The 15,615-nt window shown below is 69.9% G+C and carries 11 protein-coding genes and 1 pseudogene; 5 read left to right on the top strand and 7 right to left on the bottom strand.

All coding sequences use genetic code 11. From position 1 onward, the window contains the following. Nucleotides 1-65: 65 nt before the first annotated feature. Both ACYUED_RS23300 and ACYUED_RS23295 read right to left on the bottom strand, forming a co-directional pair. Nucleotides 66-1,619, bottom strand: coding sequence for a hypothetical protein (locus ACYUED_RS23300; protein WP_491284629.1), 1,554 nt, complete (start codon nt 1,617-1,619; stop codon nt 66-68). Nucleotides 1,620-2,135: 516 nt separating this feature from the next. After that, nucleotides 2,136-3,044 carry a serine/threonine-protein kinase gene (locus ACYUED_RS23295; protein WP_491284627.1) on the bottom strand — a complete coding sequence of 303 codons (909 nt, stop codon included), beginning with the start codon at nt 3,042-3,044 and terminating at the stop codon, nt 2,136-2,138. A 117-nt stretch (nt 3,045-3,161) separates the two neighbouring features. Here ACYUED_RS23295 and ACYUED_RS23290 point away from each other — a divergent pair, with 117 nt between their 5' ends. The 3 genes from ACYUED_RS23290 to ACYUED_RS23280 all read left to right on the top strand — a co-directional run bounded on the left by ACYUED_RS23290 (nt 3,162) and on the right by ACYUED_RS23280 (nt 5,348). Then, nucleotides 3,162-3,707 carry an RNA polymerase sigma factor gene (locus ACYUED_RS23290; RefSeq protein ID WP_491284625.1) on the top strand — a complete coding sequence of 182 codons (546 nt, stop codon included), beginning with the start codon at nt 3,162-3,164 and terminating at the stop codon, nt 3,705-3,707. 61 nt (nt 3,708-3,768) lie between these two features. Next, nucleotides 3,769-4,515: a hypothetical protein gene (locus tag ACYUED_RS23285; RefSeq protein ID WP_491284623.1), complete on the top strand. Its 747-nt coding sequence runs from the start codon at nt 3,769-3,771 to the stop codon at nt 4,513-4,515. A 137-nt stretch (nt 4,516-4,652) separates the two neighbouring features. After that, complete coding sequence (locus ACYUED_RS23280) at nt 4,653-5,348, top strand: hypothetical protein (RefSeq protein ID WP_491284621.1); 696 nt, start codon at nt 4,653-4,655, stop codon at nt 5,346-5,348. Between the two features lie 507 nt (nt 5,349-5,855). On the opposite strand, the gene ACYUED_RS23275 is transcribed toward ACYUED_RS23280, so the two are convergent. Together ACYUED_RS23275 and ACYUED_RS23270 are read right to left on the bottom strand one after the other, a co-directional pair. After that, complete coding sequence (locus tag ACYUED_RS23275; protein ID WP_491284619.1) at nt 5,856-6,863, bottom strand: LacI family DNA-binding transcriptional regulator; 1,008 nt, start codon at nt 6,861-6,863, stop codon at nt 5,856-5,858. 198 nt (nt 6,864-7,061) lie between these two features. Further along, on the bottom strand, nt 7,062-8,105 hold the full coding sequence (locus ACYUED_RS23270; RefSeq protein ID WP_491284617.1) for a LacI family DNA-binding transcriptional regulator: 1,044 nt from the start codon (nt 8,103-8,105) through the stop codon (nt 7,062-7,064). 289 nt (nt 8,106-8,394) lie between these two features. Between ACYUED_RS23270 and ACYUED_RS23265 the strand changes: the two genes are divergently transcribed. Beyond that, entirely contained in the window at nt 8,395-10,947 is a 2,553-nt protein-coding gene (locus tag ACYUED_RS23265; RefSeq protein ID WP_491284615.1) for a GH32 C-terminal domain-containing protein, read from the top strand. A gap of 531 nt (nt 10,948-11,478) precedes the next feature. Continuing rightward, nucleotides 11,479-12,924, top strand: a complete 1,446-nt coding sequence (locus ACYUED_RS23260) for an arabinofuranosidase catalytic domain-containing protein (RefSeq protein WP_491294391.1) — start codon at nt 11,479-11,481, stop codon at nt 12,922-12,924. Nucleotides 12,925-13,383: 459 nt separating this feature from the next. Here the strand turns inward: ACYUED_RS23260 and ACYUED_RS23255 are convergent, their stop codons facing one another. From ACYUED_RS23255 to ACYUED_RS23245, 3 genes and pseudogenes are all read right to left on the bottom strand, one after another. Continuing rightward, a complete protein-coding gene (locus ACYUED_RS23255) occupies nt 13,384-14,007 on the bottom strand; it encodes a hypothetical protein (protein WP_491284613.1) in 624 nt (207 codons plus the stop codon). A 364-nt stretch (nt 14,008-14,371) separates the two neighbouring features. Next, a pseudogene (locus ACYUED_RS23250) lies at nt 14,372-14,517 on the bottom strand (VapC toxin family PIN domain ribonuclease); the annotation flags it as partial. 9 nt (nt 14,518-14,526) lie between these two features. Beyond that, nucleotides 14,527-15,474, bottom strand: a complete 948-nt coding sequence (locus tag ACYUED_RS23245) for an ACP S-malonyltransferase (protein ID WP_491284611.1) — start codon at nt 15,472-15,474, stop codon at nt 14,527-14,529. Between the last annotated feature and the right edge of the window lie 141 nt (nt 15,475-15,615).

The raw sequence follows: 15,615 nt of genomic DNA, 5'->3' as shown, positions 1-15,615 counted from the left end.
ACCGCAAGCTCTCCGTAGAAGACGGGCAATGCACCCTGCACTGGTTCTGACTCCCGGACGACGTGTCAGTTCCCACCGCGGGACCGTCGGGAGAGCGCTACGGCCACACCACCGGCCAGCAACAGCGCGCCGGCCGCCCAGACGATCCAGCCGCCGCCGAATCCGGTGTCGGCCAGCGGTCCGGACCCTGCGGAAGGGCCGCCCGAAACGGAGCCGGATACTCCGGCCGCGCCGCCGGGGCCGGACCCGCCGGGCGTACCGCCGCCCGCGGAGCCGCCCTGCGCCAGCCGCAGGGTCAGCGCCGCGTTGTCGTTGGAGGCGTCCGGGTCGAGCCCCTTCATGACCTCCAGCGTGCGGACCTGGCCCGTGGAGACGGCCGGGGTACGGGGGCCGACAGCGACGGTGAACGACAGGACGTGTCTGTCCCCCGGGGCGGGGTCGCCGAAGTAGCACTGGTACGAGGACCGGCCCATCCGGGGGCCGGGGTCCGACCCGTCGTCCGTGGGCGGCGGCTGGCAGTTGTCCGGGATCTTCGTGGCCTTCGTGCCCGGCGGCAGCTTGACGAGGACCGGGAGGAAGGCGTCGTCGTCGAGGAGGTCCTCCACCACCGCAGGCCCCCGGTCGATCACCGTGGCGTGCAGCGTGGCGTGACCGCCGCGCCGCCCGGTGACGGTGTCCCCGATGACGGCGAAGTCGGCGTGGTTGACGCTGTTGACGTAGGTGGTGAAGTACGGGTCGATGTTCCCGTCGGACGGCATCGCGCCCCTCGGGACGAGGGTCAGCGGGGTCCCGGGGCCGTTCGCCGGGGCGGCGCTGGTCAGCGGGGTGAATTCGTAGAAGATCTTGTCGCGCAGGGCCTCGTCGCCGACCTTGACGCGCAGCGGCGACGACAACGCGTACTGCTGGCCGGGCTCCACCGGGGTGGGGAAGTCGCACAGGGTCTCGCGCACGATGTGCCCCCCGCGGTCGCTCGCGGTCACGGCGCGGCAGTTGGCCCAGGAGCCCTGGAGGTGCAGCCCGGCGGTGGTGTCGATCCGCAACTCCACCCCCTTGGCCGCAGGGAGTTGGCCGTTGTTCCACACGTCGAGCGGAAAGGTCAGCGTGTCGCCCGGCACCTGGTGCAGCTGCTCGGCGGACGCGCTCACCTTCAGCTGCGTCGCGCCGTTGGTCAGGGTGAGGTGGTCGCCGGTGACGGTGGCGTCCGACGCCGTGCCGGAGACGGTCACGGTGCCGCTGCTGCCGACGGCCGCACCGGGCTTCGGCACCAGCGTGATGGCGTGGAAGTCCGAGGTGGCGGACGCCAGGTCCAGCGTGCAGAGGTTGCCCTTGCAGTGCTCCGACGGTGCCGGCTCGGCGAAGTCGGCCACTCCCGACAGGTCGACGGTCAGGTGGACGTGGTGTGCCGTGCCCCCGCCGGCCACCTTCCACCGGTAGGACAGGTCCACGCTCGCCGGCTCCGTCCCGATGAAGAGCTCGTGCTCGGCGAACTGGACCGTCATCCCTCGTGCGGCGTCCGCCGTGTCGGCGCGGGCCGGACCCGTGCCGAACACCCCCGCCACCAGCGCCACCGCGCCCGCCGCCGCCGTCGCGACCGCGCGTACCCGTGATCGTCGTGCCATCCGACCGAAACCTTCCCGTGCGCCGGGAGGGTCCCGACCCGCCGTGCTTCACAGGTGTGACCCGCGAGGTGCGGAAATGGTTGCGGCCGGCGGGCTCAGGTGTCCGCGCTGCCGGGCACGATGTGACGTGGCCCAGGAGGCCGGACACGGATGATCACAGTCGTCGACCTGTCGCGCTCAGGCTCAACCGCCCACAACACCGTCGGTGACAACCAGCGTGCCTATGTGACAACCATCGCGCTTCGGCTCACAAACTGGGCCGCAGTTGGGCGTCTTGGTGTCCGACTGGACGGCCTGATACTCCAGTTCATCACGGTCACCGTCCGGCCCGTCCACGACGTGGACCACCGGCTCGGCCGGTCTGACTGGCGGCGCCACCACCAGCAGCGATCACGGGCCAGTCACTACCGGCTCGGAAGGGGCGGAGAGCGGACAGTTGCGGGTGCTGCGGATCGGGCCCACAGCGCCTCCTCCGGCGCTGCGCCGCCGGCGACGATGTGGTCGTCACCCGCAGGTTCAGCGGAACAACCAGGTCAGCACCGCGGTCATCAGGAACACGACGACCGCCGCAAGCCAGACCATCAGACGCGTCGGCCCCGAAGACCTGACCGACGCCCACTCCTCTTCCTCCCGTGACAGCAGCGCATCCGCGAACGCCTGTGCGGTCTGCGGTCGTTGGTCAGGTTCTATGGACAGCGCAGCACGAAGCAGTGTTTCGATGCCGTCCGGAACCCCCAGCTCTCTGGGAAGGGTCGGCAACGACGACGTCGACGCCTGCCGCGTCACCATGACTGTGCGACCGCCCGACCCGAACGGCTTGCGTCCGGTCAACAACTCGAACGCGACGACACCGAGGGCGTACACATCGGCTCTACCGTCGAACCCACCGTCCTGGAAGACCTGTTCGGGCGCCATGTACGCGGGAGTGCCGGTGGTCACTGTCAGCCCCGACGCGTCGGCCAGTTGCTTCGCGCTGCCAAGGTCCGCGACAAGTACGGCGGCAGGCGTGCGGCCGGCGTCGAGCAGGAGGTTCGACGGCTTGATGTCGCGGTGGATGACGCCCGCGTCATGGAGCACCTGGACCGCGTACCCGGCCTCGGCCGCGAGCCGGAGCGCCTCCGCGGGCCGGCAGTGCCCTGTCTGCTCGGCCAGCGTGCCGCCTCGGACGTAGTCCATGACGAAGTACGGCCGGTCGTCGTGGACGCCGACGTCGTGAACGCGCACGACACGTGGGCTGGAGATCCGGCGGAGCAGCCTCGCCTCCGCCAGGAAGCGCTGTCGTACATCGGCGTTCGACGCCCAGTTGTCGGCCAGCACCTTGACCGCGACATCGGTGTCGAGCTCGGGGTCGTATGCCTTCCAGACGGTGGCGAACGAACCGGCTCCCAGCCTGTCCTCGAGGAGATAACGACCTAGCTTCTGCATGTGGCAACATTTTCCCGGGGCGATGTGGCGGAGGTAGCCGGCTGTGGTCGGCTGTGGTCGGGAACTTTCGTGCGACCCAGTGGGGTCCAGGTCGGACGATAGCGGGGGGACAGCAGGGTGCCCGAGGAGGATGAGCTGACGCACCTCGTGGCGTCCGCCCAGGCAGGTGACCGGGCGTCCCTGGACCGCCTCCTGGTCAGGCTTCGGCCCACCGTCATGCGCCGCTGCTCCCGGTTTCTTCCGCACCACGCCGACGCCGAAGAGGCCGCGCAGGACGCTCTGTTGTCCATCAGCACGCATCTGCACGAGTACAGCGGGCGGGGCTCGTTCCTCGGTTGGGTGACAGTAATCGCATCGAACGCCGCCAGGGCCACGTATCGCTCGATGCGCCGGCGCGCGGAGGACAGTCATGCGGTCGTTCCCGACGGTATCGACCCTCGGACGACGAGCGTCATCGCGGGGACCCGCCTGGACCTGATGGAGTCGCTGGCCGCACTGGAGCAGCGGCACCCGGCCCTGGTGGAGTCCTTCGTGCTCCGCGATCTCGGCGACCTGACCTACCTTCAGGTCGCCGAGATCACCGACGCTCCCTTGGGCACGGTCAAGGACCGCATCCATCAGGCTCGTCGCTTCATGCGGGACCGCCTCGGCGGTGGCTTCTGAGACGCCCCGGCTTCCCGCTCCCCCCTGGCATCAGCTCGACCGCGGGCCGGGAGGTGCTGCCGTGCGGCCTCGGACGATCGTCGTCATCCTGGCGGTAGCCATCGGACTCGGCCTGCTGACCGGGCGGTTCGTCCTGCCTGCCCCCTCCGCGCCGGCCACCCCGACGGTGACGCCCGGCGCTGCGGCGTCCTCGCCGGGCAACGGCTCTCCGACGCCGAGGCCCGCGAGCGGGCCCATGACGAACCCGCACCTGTTGACAGCGGCCGAGTTCAGGAAGGTCGGTATCTCCCAGCGCATCTACGTGCGCGACCGTGTCGGCGACGGCAACTACGCCAACGCGACCTGCGCCGGCGAGAAGACTCTCGGCGAGACGCTGGGAGCGTATGGCGCGCACTTCCGCGGGTTGGTGACGAGCAAGGACAGGGGCAACGGCGACCCCACCGAGGCGGCGAACATCGACGATCAGGTCGCACGCGAAGTCGCCGGCGACGCCGGAAGCCGGGCACTGGCCCAGAACTACGCCGAACGCCTGCTGCTGGAGGAGGTGCCGTGCCAGAGCGAACCGGCCACGCACTGGGTCTACGGGCCGACGCACACGATCGACGTCGCTGCGGACATCACCGCGAGTTGGATGGGTGCTTACAGCGGCGATCTGAACACCACAGGGACCGCTCCACGAGGCAAGGAGCCGTGCGGAGGCGTCGCCGTACTCCGCAACGGCTCTCACTACGGGGTTCTGGAGGTCGATGCCTGCCTGGGCTCGGCTGCGATGACGCGGATCGTCCGTGCGGCCGTGACACGGCTCTGAGACCACCCCCACCCCACCGGCAGACGTGATGCGGATCACATCGATCGCGGCAGATCGCCATCCAACATCTCCCGTACCCCTGGCATCTCCAAGACGTACGACGACGCCAACCGCGTCGCGACCCGACAGGAGATGAGATGTTCGACAACCAGGCAGCCCGGAGGAAGTTCGCGCGTCGCGGTCGTACCGCAGGGGTGGCCACCTCTGTCGGTGCCGCCCTGATAGCGGTCGGCATCGGCGCGTTTCCCGCCGCCGGCGCGGACACGAGTTCCGCGAGCCGGTCTTCAACCGCGCCTGCCGCCGCTTCTGCCGAACCCGGCCTCGGCTCCGCCGGCCTGATGCAGAGTGACGACTTCTTCCAGCAGGGCCTGGCCCCGGTCCACGCGACGGTGGACCTGACCGGGAAGCAGGCTCTCTCGGCATGCTCCGGCGAGGAGACGATGCGAGAGCTGACCAAGGGGAAGGCCGCCGCCTATGCCGACGTGACCTGGGCCTTCGACACCGAGGGCACCTCGCTGACCGAATCCGCCGCGGACGGTTCCACCGACACATCTGCGGCCTCGTACGAGAAGCAGCTCGACAAGCTGGTGCGCGGCTGCCAGGACGAGCCCCGTGGTCACTGGCACTACGGCAAGGGGCACGCGATCACCGTCAAGGCCGGCCAGGGCACTTGGTACCCGGCCTTCAACGGCGACGGCAAGGTTGCCGGCGGCGTCGCCGTGATCCGTAGCGGCCACAGGTTCGGCATCGTCGAACTCGCCGGTCAGCCCAGCGACGACCCCGGCTATATGGAAGGCATCGCCGCCGCTGCCGTCAACCGGCTGGCCGACTGATCGGTCCCGGGCGGTTCCGGGAACTGTTCGAGGGGCTGCTGGACCGTCCGGGCCGACCGATGAACCTCTGGTCGGGGTTCAGGAACCGGTACACCCGGACGGGCCGGCCCGTGAGGTGAGTTCGTCTGCGGCGGGCTCGGGCGTCAGCCGCGGGTCGCGGCTGGAACGTCCGCCCCGGAGGGGGCAGCGTCCGGGCGGGGTGTGCCCGGCGTGCCGTTCGTGTGCAGGATCAGGAAGGCACCGAGGGAAACAGCACCTCGGCGGTGACGCGTGAACACGGTTCCGCGTGGAGGGTGACGAAGCCGTCCGGCGGGCGGACACGGCCGGCGGAGACTGACGCGCGGACGACTTCGGTGGAGCTGGACGACCTACCGGCCTGCCCGAGGGCCGGTTGGGGTCGGTTCATCGCGTGGTGGGGGTCCGTCCCCGCCTGCGGGGCTGGGCAGGACGGCGGAGACGGACGGTTCGGTGAGACGCCGACGCTGTGCGCATCGCGAGGACGCGGCGTCAGTTCGAGCCCGGCCGTAACGTCGAGCCACGGATCACGAGGCTGGTGGGGACGATGCATGAGGCGGCGGCCTTCGGCGATCCGCGCACGTGGTCCAGCAGCAGTCGCGCCGCTGCCTCGCCCATCTCCCGCATGGGCTGGCGGATGGTGGTCAGTGCCGGATAGGTGTACGACGCCATCTCGAGGTCGTCGAAGCCCACCACGGCGACATCCTGCGGAACCCAGAGACCGGCCTCGTGCACTGCGGCCAGCACACCGGCCGCCGAGGGATCGTTGTGTGCGAAGACCGAGTCGAACTCCAGGCCGTCCGCGAGAGCGCGCGCCACCGCGCTCCGGCAGCGGTCGAACTGGAAGTCGCCGCAGATGATGCTGCGTTGGTCGATCTCGATCCCGGCTTCGGCGTAGACATCGACGAAGCCGTCCAGCCGTTCGCGAGTACAGCCGAACGTCTCGGGACCGGTCACCACCAGGGGACGACGGCGGCCGATGTCCAGCAGGTGCCGCGCGGCCTGCTCACCCCCCTGCCGGTTGGTGGTGGCCACGTAGGGGAATCCCGGCCGCTGGAAGCGGTCGTCTATCAGCACGACCGGAAGCCCCGCTTCGTGCAGTTCCGTGATGTATCCCAGAACCCCCTCGGGCTCTATCACCAACAAGCCGTCGAAGGACTTGGCGGCGACCTGCAGACCGAGCCTGCGCAGTGACTCCTCACCGCGGTTCCAGGTCAGCATGCGCAGCCCGAAGCCCTCGGCCTCCAGCGTTTCGACGACCGCCTGCACGATGCCGGCCCAGGCCCAGGCCATGTCAGGGACCAGCATGCCGATCATCTGTGTGGTGCCCCGTGCGAGTCCGACTGCTCCGGCGCTCGGCACATAGCCCAGATCCGATATCGCCTTGCGGACCTTCAGGACGGTGTTCTCGTTGATCTCGCCCTTGCCGTTCAGCACTCGCGAGACCGTCGTCTTGCTGACGCCGGCCCGTGAGGCCACGTCGGCGATGGTGACTCCCATGCCACCTCCTCTCACTCCACGCAGAGGCGGAAGACGTCCTCCCGCACCGAAGGTGCCGATCGTACAGAGATCGGTGGAACCGGTACCGGCAGCGGTTCCGGAACCGGTTTCGGTACCGGTTCCGGCAGTGAAGCACCGAGAGGCTCGCCCCGTCAACACACCGGAAACAACTCGTTCACGGGACGTACGGGGAAGGCGTCAGACGTCCTCGGGAGCGGGGAGTTCGCCGGAGCCGCGGGTGAGATAGCGGGTGGGCAGCACGCGGTGACGGGCGGGTCCGCCCTCGCCCTCGAGCCGTTCGAACAGCAGGCTCGCGGCCTCCCTGCCGATGGCCGCGTGGTCCTGGGCGATCACCGAGATGCCGGGTTCGAGCAGGTCGGCGAGGGTCAGGTCGTCGAAGCCGATCAGCGCCACGCGGCGCTGCAGCCCAAGCTCCTGCAGGGTCCGGCGGGCCCCGATGGTCAGGAGGTTCTGGCCGGAGACGAGTGCGGTGGGCGCGTGGGCGAGCGCCAGGAGTCCGCGGGTGGCCTCCTGGGCGGCCTCCGCACCGTGCAGGCCGCGCCTCACGAGAGAGGGGTGCAGGACGCGGCCCACCTCGGCGAGCCCCTCCACGAACCCGGCGTAGCGCTCTTCGGCGGTCCAGATCGAGCGTAGGTCGCCGAGGAAGGCGATGCGCCGGTGACCGGCCTCGCTCAGCCTTTTCACCGCCGCCCGCACACCCGCGCGGTTGTCCACCGTCACGGTGTCGACCCGCGGCGCCGTGGTGCGGCGGTCCACGCACACAACGGGTGTGCCGGCGCGGCGGGCCGCGTCGAGGTCGGTGTCGTTCTGACCGGTGGGCACCACGATGAGGCCGTCGACCCGGCGGGCGGTGAAGGTCCTCAGCAGGCCGCGTTCCCGGACCGGATCCTCGTCGGTGGACCCGGTCAGGAGCAGCATGCCGCGCTCGGCGGCGGCGTCCTCGACCGCGCGGTGCAGCGCGGCGGAGAAGGGGTTGGCCGCGTCCTCCAGGACCAGGCCGAGGGTGCTGGTGCGGCGGTCGGCCCGGCGCAGGCTGCTGGCCGTCAGATCCTGGCGGTAGCCGAGCAGTTCGGCGGCGCGCGTCACCCGTTCCGCCAGGTCAGGGGTGACGGGCTTGCCGTTGACAACACGCGAGACAGTGGCGATCCCCACCCCGGCCATGGTCGCGACGTCGCGCATGGTCGCCGTTCGCCGACCTGTGTCGTTCTGCTCGCTGGACAACGTTTCTCCCGGGGATCAATGGCACTGTGCAGCCGCGGCTCATCCTCGCATTCAGGAGTTTTCGCGCACAGGCTCTGGACTTCGGCGACCGGTGCCCGTACGTTCGGCGAAACGTTTCCAGTCGTTGGCTGGAGCTGCCGGTGCCGTGCCCCCCACAGCCGGGCTCACCCGTGACCTTGGACGAGGCCACGGTGCAGCCGCCGCCCGTACTCGCACCCCACACGCGTCGCTCGTCACGCGTCAGTCCCCGACGGCTGAGCCGAAGCCCGTACTCCCGCAAGGAGCCGCCATGTCCAGAACGATTCGTCCGCGCCGCAGACTCCTGGCCGCACTGGCCGTCCTGTCCGGGCTCGGCCTGGTCGCGGCCTCTCCCGCCATGGCCGACACGCCCTACCACGAGCAGTACCGCCCCCAGTTCCACTTCACCCCGGCCCAGAACTGGATGAACGACCCCAACGGCCTCGTCTACTACAAGGGCAAGTACCACCTGTTCTTCCAGTACAACCCGGACGGCACCACCTGGGGCAACATGTCCTGGGGCCACGCGGTCAGTACCGACCTCGTGCACTGGAAGCAGCTCCCGGTGGCCATCCCCCAGGACGACAAGGAGATGATCTTCTCCGGCAGCGTGGTCCTGGACAGGACCAACACCACCGGCTTCGGCACCGGGAAGAACCCTCCCCTCGTCGCCGTGTACACCAGCGCGCAGAAAGCCTCCGGCAAGCAGCAGCAGGCCCTCGCCTACAGCACCGACGGCGGCACCACCTGGACCAAGTACGGCGACAACCCGGTGCTCGACATCGGCTCGGACAACTTCCGCGACCCCAAGGTCTTCTGGTACGCCCCCACGCAGCGCTGGCTGATGGCGGTCTCCCTCGCCGACCAGCACAAGATCTCCTTCTACAGCTCGGCCGACCTCAAGCACTGGACCCACCAGAGCGACTTCGGTCCGGCCGGCGCCACCGGCGGGGTGTGGGAGTGCCCGGACCTGTTCCCGCTCCCGGTCGACGGCAACACGAAGAAGACCAAGTGGGTGCTGGCCGTCAACCTCAACCCCGGCGGCATCGCGGGCGGCTCCGGCGCCCAGTACTTCGTCGGCGACTTCGACGGCCAGAAGTTCACCTCCGACGACACCGGCACCACGTACACCCCGCCGAGCGGCACCGTCACGCAGGACTTCGAGTCCGGCTCGTTCGGCGACTGGAAGGCCACCGGTGACGCATTCGGCAGCGCACCGGCGACCGGAGCGGTGGACGGCCAGTCAGAGGTCACCGGCATCGAGGGCAAAGCCTTCGCCGACAGCTTCCACGGCGGCGACGCCTCCACCGGCACCCTGACCTCGCCCGAGTTCACGGTGACCGGCAACTACATCAACTTCAAGGTCGGCGGCGGCAACCACCCGTACCGGCCCGGCACCGTCCTGGGCGATGAGCCGGCACCGACCGGTGAAACCCTCGCCGACTTCGAGGGCAGCACCTACACCAGCCCCATCGGCGACTGGTCCACCACCGGCGACGCCTTCGGCACCGGACCGGCCCAGGGCACCCTCCCCGGCCAGCAGCAGGTCAACGGCCACCTCGGCAAGGGACTCGTCAACACCTTCCTCAACGGAGACGCGAGCACCGGCACGCTGACCTCTCCGACCTTCACCATCGACAAGAAGTACCTGGACTTCCTCATCGGTGGTGGCGCCCACGCCGCGAGCTCCGACGCCCCGACCGCGGTGGAGCTCGTCGTGGACGGCAAGGTGGTGCGCTCCGCCACCGGATCCAACGGCGAAGCCCTGAACTGGGCCTCCTGGGACCTGTCCGACCTGCAGGGCAAGCAGGCCCAGATCAAGGTCGTGGACGACAACACAGGCGGCTGGGGCCACCTCAACCTCGACCAGGTCGTCCTCTCCGACACCCAGGCGAAGCCCCCCTCCGTCGAGACCGGCGTCAACCTGCTGGTCGACGGCAAGGTCGTCCAGAGCGCCACCGGCGCCGACTCCGAGAACCTCGACTGGGCCTCCTTCAACACCACCGCCTACAAGGGCAAGAAGGTCCAGGTCCAGATCGTCGACGCCAACCCCGGCGGCTGGGGACACGTCCTCGCCGACCGGTTCACCACCGCCGACAAGCCCGCTCTGAACACCACCCAGCGCGCCCACTGGCTCGACTACGGCGCGGACTTCTACGCCGCCAACACCTGGACCGATGCCCCCGGCGACCGCCGCGTCATGATCGCCTGGATGAACAACTGGAACTACGGGCAGGCCATCCCCACCAGTTCGTGGCGCAGCGCCGATACGTTCCCCCGCCAGCTCTCCCTGAAGACCGTGAACGGCAAGGTCCAGCTGATCCAGCAGCCGGTCGGCGAACTGACCACCCTCCGCAGCGCCGGCACCGGGCTGCCCAGCACCCGCGTCGCGAACACCACCACTCCGCTTCCGGTGCACGGCAGCAGCCAGGAACTCCAGGCCGACCTCACCCCCGGCACCGCCGACCGCTTCGGCCTGGACGTCCGTACCGGCGGCGGGCAACGCACCCGCATCGGCTACGACACCACCACCGGCGAGGTCTACATCGACCGCACCGCCTCCGGCGCGACCGACTTCGACCCCACCTTCTCCGGCGTCCATCGCGCCTCCCTCGACCTCCACGGCGGCAAGCTGAGCCTGCACATCCTCGTCGACGCCTCCTCCGTCGAGGTCTACGCCCAGAACACACGCGGCGAACAGGTGACCCTCACCGACCAGATCTTCCCCGACCCCTCCAGCACGGGTGTCGACGCCTTCGCCGAAGGCGGCACCGCCACCCTCGACCACCTGCAGGCGTGGCAGCTCAAGTCCATCTGGCCGTGACCAGCCCTCACGTCACCGCGCCGGGGGTCATGAAGCGGCTCCCGGCGCGCGGCTCTCCCTCGTCGTGCGCGAGCGATGCGTGAGCGATGCGTGAGCGGACCGTCCACCACGAGTCCGCCGGCCGCACCAAGAACACCGAGGTCCGCCCCTGCAACGATGATCGCCGGGGTCGGGGTGTTGCTGATTCCGGCACGACCGCAGCTTCCTGGCGTGCCCTGCGTACGTCGCGTCGAGTCCGGCACCAACTTCCTGCCGCCGGTCGTCGTCGGAGCGCTGATACATCGCCATGTGCACGCTCACAAAGCAGAGGCTGAGAAGGTCTTGACCGGAATCCGGCGTTAATTGATAGTGATGGCGCAAGCGGAACGTCAGGTCACGTGACAGCCGCGGCAACGTTGTGAGCGTTAACAATTCGCGCGGCTCCCACGAGGAGTCCGGCTGCTGTCCATATCCACCCGCGCCCCGACAGACCCACCGCCGACTCGGCCGGGCGCGCCTGGTGATCCACACCCATGAACAAGGGAGTTCATGATGCCTGCGTTCCGCACTTCCCGCCGACTGCGAAGAAGGCTGGTCGCCTCCTTGTCAACGGTGGCCCTCGCCTTCGCCGGCCTGGTCGCCTCCACCGGCGCCTCGCACGCCGCCACGCAAGGGCCCTGCGACATCTACCTCGCGGGCAGCACACCCTGCGTCGCGGCCCACAGCACCACCCGTGCCCTGTACGCCTCCTACAACGGCCCGCTGTACCAAGTCAGACGGTCGTCGGACAACACCACCCGCGACATCGGCGTACTGAGCGCCGGAGGCGTCGCGAACGCCGCCGCACAGGACTCGTTCTGCGCCGGCACGAGCTGCGTCATCACCGTCATCTACGACCAGTCCGGTCGGGGTAACCACCTCACCCAGGCGCCCGGCGGCCTCGCGGCGCCAGGCCCGGACAACCTCGCCGACGCGACCGCCGCGCCGGTCACGCTCAACGGCAGCAAGGCCTACGGTGTCTTCATCGCTTCCGGCACCGGCTACCGCAACAACAACACCAACGGCATCGCGACCGGAGACCAGCCGGAGGGGATATACGCCGTCCTCGACGGCACGCACTACAGCCCCGGCTGCTGCTTCGACTACGGCAACGCCGAGCCGGGCAACGCCTCCACCGGCAACGGCCACATGGAAGCCCTCTACTTCGGGAACGGCAACCAGTGGGGCTCGGGCGCGGGCAACGGCCCCTGGGTCATGGCCGACCTCGAGGAGGGTGTGTTCTCCGGAGTCAACAGGGGTCTCAACGCGAACGACCCGAGCGTGAACCACCGCTTCACCACGGCCATCGTCAAGGGCACGGCCAACCTCTGGGCCATCCGGGCGGGCGACGCGCAGTCGGGCAGCCTGCTGACCGGTTACAGCGGACCGCGCCCCAGCGACACGGGCTACAACCCGATGCACAAGGAGGGCGCCATCGTCCTCGGCATCGGCGGCGACAACAGCATCTGGGGCGCCGGTACCTTCTACGAAGGCGTGATGACCTCCGGTTACCCGTCGGACGCCACCGAGAACGCGGTCCAGGCCAACATCACCGCCGCCGGCTACGCGGAGGCCGGCCAGGAGGTCGTGGGCACCGGGTCCGGCCGGTGCATGGACGTGCCCGGCGCGACCACGAACAACGGTACCCAGCTGAACCTGTGGGACTGCGCCGGCAACTCCAACCAGCGGTGGACCTACACGTCCGGCAAGCAGCTGAGGGTGTACGGCAACAAGTGCCTGGAAGCGTACAACTGGGGCACCAGCAACGGCACTCCCGCCGCCATCTGGGACTGCACAGGGGGTGCGAACCAGCAGTGGAACATCAACGCCGACGGCACGATCACCAATGCCCTGTCAGGGTTGTGTCTGGAGGCCGCTGGTCTCGGTACCGCGAACGCCACGAAGCTTCAACTATGGAGCTGCTGGGGCGGCTCCAGCCAGAAGTGGAGCCTGCGGTAACCGGCCTCGATCGCTAGTTGAGGGCCGTCAGCTTTGCTGGCGGCCCTCTTCGGCTCCGAGGGGCGCGTCAGTCGTCACAGAAGGGCTCGCCGGCCTCGGGCCGCCGACGCGGCGATGAGACAGCCTAGACCGCGGCGGCACGACGCGGCACACCCGGGGCGCGGCCGCAGGAGTCACCCACCGCATCATGAGCCGACCGCGCCGGCGCCCATAACAGGACCGACGGCGCCGCCGCCGAACTGATGAGGCGACAGTCATGGGCCATCTTCTCGGACATCGGCGTGCCCGAGACGGAGGAGGTGGATCTCGACCGGTGACGTCTCCTCAGCTGAGCCCGTCAGTCCGAGCGCTGCCGGTTCGGGCACACCGGAAAGGACTTCATCCCCGTCCTCGAAGCCGTACGGCCGTGCTCGCGGCCGCGGGCCGTTCGGCGCGGGTACGTCAGCGGTTCGTATGCCTTCAGGGCCGTGCCCTGCCGTCTCCGGTCCCCGCCGTGTCCTCTCCCCTGCGGAAGGTCGCCGCCGTGAGCAGCGCGAAGGCCAGGGCGAAGCCGAGCATGGTGAGCACGCCCCGCGGCCAGAAAATGTGGCTGTCGACGAACGACCAGCAGGCGGCGAACAGCACGACGGCACCCGGCAGCACCCGGACCCCGTGCCGCCGGTACAGCACCGCGCACGTCGCGAGACCGGCTGCGGCCAGGGCGTAGACCCCCGCCCGGCCCAGTTCGTCGCCGGTCGCGAACAGCCACCCGGCCGCCCCGTGCACTCCGTGGTGGACCACCGTGCCCGCCGAGATCCCCGCGACGGCGTCGAGTCCGGAGTAGTACGCCGCGTAGACGAGGCATCCGGCCCAGGCGAGCAGCGTCAGGGCCCCGTCGGCGTCGCGGCGCGGCCTGCCCCACAACGGGACCACCAGACCGAGCGCCAGGAACGGGAACACCGGCAGCAGAACGACGTGCAGCCCGGCCCAGTCGCCCGCCGTCGCCGCCGTCAGATGCCGGGGATGGACCAGACCGGCAACAGCCAGCAGCAGGGGGGCCGCCGTCACCAGCGCCGTGGTACGCAGAGCGGGCAAGGATCGCATCCCGTCACCGTAGGAGGCCGCACCGGCTCCGCCGTGGCCCTGCGCGGAACGCGTAAGACATCCGTAACACCGGAGCGGCCGACTGCTGACGAGAGTCTGACGCGGCCCCCGTTCCCCACCACCCGCCTCACTGCCACCACCGACCACGCTCGTCCTGTCCACGACCTCCACGCGGACGCACAGGCACGACGAGGAATGAAGGAGTGGCACGTGAACATGTACGGCGAGCGGAGTGAGCACCGTCCAAGTCCGGCTCAGCCCGCTGTTCCCGGGCGATGGCCGACACCCGCCCTGAACGTGCTTGCTCGTGCGCGGTGCACAAGCCCCTTGTGGGAGCGGGCCTTTGACCGCCGAGGGTCCTGCGTCAGAGCGGGAGGTCGTCGGGGAGTACCCGGAACGCCGTCGGCCGAGGGTGAGAATCGCGTCCGTGCCGTAGTCGGCGGCAAGCGCCACGTTCACCGCGTCGGCGAGGTCGAGGTCCAGTGCGCGGTAGCGGACACGGACAGACTTGTCGCCGGGTCAGGCCTTCTGCGGGAAGGGGGCCTTGGAGCGGTGGGAGGGAACCTCCGGCAGGTTGCGCCGGGCCAGGCCGGCGAGGGTCGCGCCGGGGCCGATGTCCAGGAACGCGGTGGCACCGAGCTCCTCGTGCAGGACGTGGAGGGTGTCCGCCCAGCGCACCGGGCTGACCAGCTGGCGGGTGCACAGGTCGCGCCAGTGGCCGCCGCCGTGGTGGGCGTGGGCGTCGACGTTGGCCACCACGGGGACCGCCCCGGTCGCGAAGCCCGTCAGTTCCAGGGCCCGGCGCAGGGGCGCGCTTGCGGGCTCCATGAAGGGGCTGTGGCAGGCGGCGGTGACCGGCAGGACGCTGTAGCGAAGGCCGGCCCCGGCCGCTCGGTCGGCGGTGGCCTCCACGGCCGTACGACTGCCGGCGATCACCGTCTGCTGGGGGCTGTTGTGGTTGGCCACCCACAGCTCGCCGCCGTCCCGGCGTGCCTCCTCCACCAGGGCCGTGACCTGCCGCGGGTCGCCGCCCATCACGGCGGCCATGGCTCCGGGCCGCTGCCGGGCCGCCTCGGCCATGGCCCTGCCCCGCTCGCCCACCAGCCAGGCGCCGTCGGTCACCGACAGCACCCCGGCGGCCACCAGCGCCGAGTACTCGCCGAGGCTGTGCCCGGCGACGGCCACCACCTGTGCGGACGGATCGTGCCGGTGGAACTCCGACCAGGCCAGCAGGGAGGCGGTGAACACCGAGATCTGGGCGTGGTCGGTGCGGGACAGGGTCTCCTGGTCCGCCGTCAGCAGCAGCTCGGCGACTTCGAAGCCGGAGGCCCGGGAGACGGAGTCGACGAGCTCCCAGGACGGCGTATCCCGCCACGGCTCGCCCATGCCGGGGCGCTGCACCCCCTGACCGGGGAACAGGACGGCGTACCGCGGCTCGGCGGTGGACCCGTGAACGTGCGCAACCATGATCTGCCCTCTCGAGATTCCGACGACGGTCGGAAAACATCGTCCGAGGGGGCCGCTCAAGTTCCGGACCGCGTTTCCCTCACGCCACGGCCTGTCTTTCACTCAAGGCCCGGAAAAGAAGTCGGCGGCTTTTTCACGGCT

This window comes from Streptomyces sp. DF42, from assembly GCF_058267695.1.
This window is presented reverse-complemented; position numbering and strand designations above follow the sequence as displayed.

Bases quoted from the DNA above. Each gene is read 5' to 3' on its own strand.
- ACYUED_RS23245 (WP_491284611.1), bottom strand. From the start codon at position 15,474: ATGGTTGCGCACGTTCACGGGTCCACCGCCGAGCCGCGGTACGCCGTC.
- ACYUED_RS23295 (WP_491284627.1), bottom strand. From the start codon at position 3,044: ATGCAGAAGCTAGGTCGTTATCTCCTCGAGGACAGGCTGGGAGCCGGT.
- ACYUED_RS23275 (WP_491284619.1), bottom strand. From the start codon at position 6,863: ATGGGAGTCACCATCGCCGACGTGGCCTCACGGGCCGGCGTCAGCAAG.
- ACYUED_RS23255 (WP_491284613.1), bottom strand. From the start codon at position 14,007: ATGCGATCCTTGCCCGCTCTGCGTACCACGGCGCTGGTGACGGCGGCC.
- ACYUED_RS23300 (WP_491284629.1), bottom strand. From the start codon at position 1,619: ATGGCACGACGATCACGGGTACGCGCGGTCGCGACGGCGGCGGCGGGC.
- ACYUED_RS23260 (WP_491294391.1), top strand. From the start codon at position 11,479: ATGCCTGCGTTCCGCACTTCCCGCCGACTGCGAAGAAGGCTGGTCGCC.
- ACYUED_RS23265 (WP_491284615.1), top strand. From the start codon at position 8,395: ATGTCCAGAACGATTCGTCCGCGCCGCAGACTCCTGGCCGCACTGGCC.
- ACYUED_RS23280 (WP_491284621.1), top strand. From the start codon at position 4,653: ATGTTCGACAACCAGGCAGCCCGGAGGAAGTTCGCGCGTCGCGGTCGT.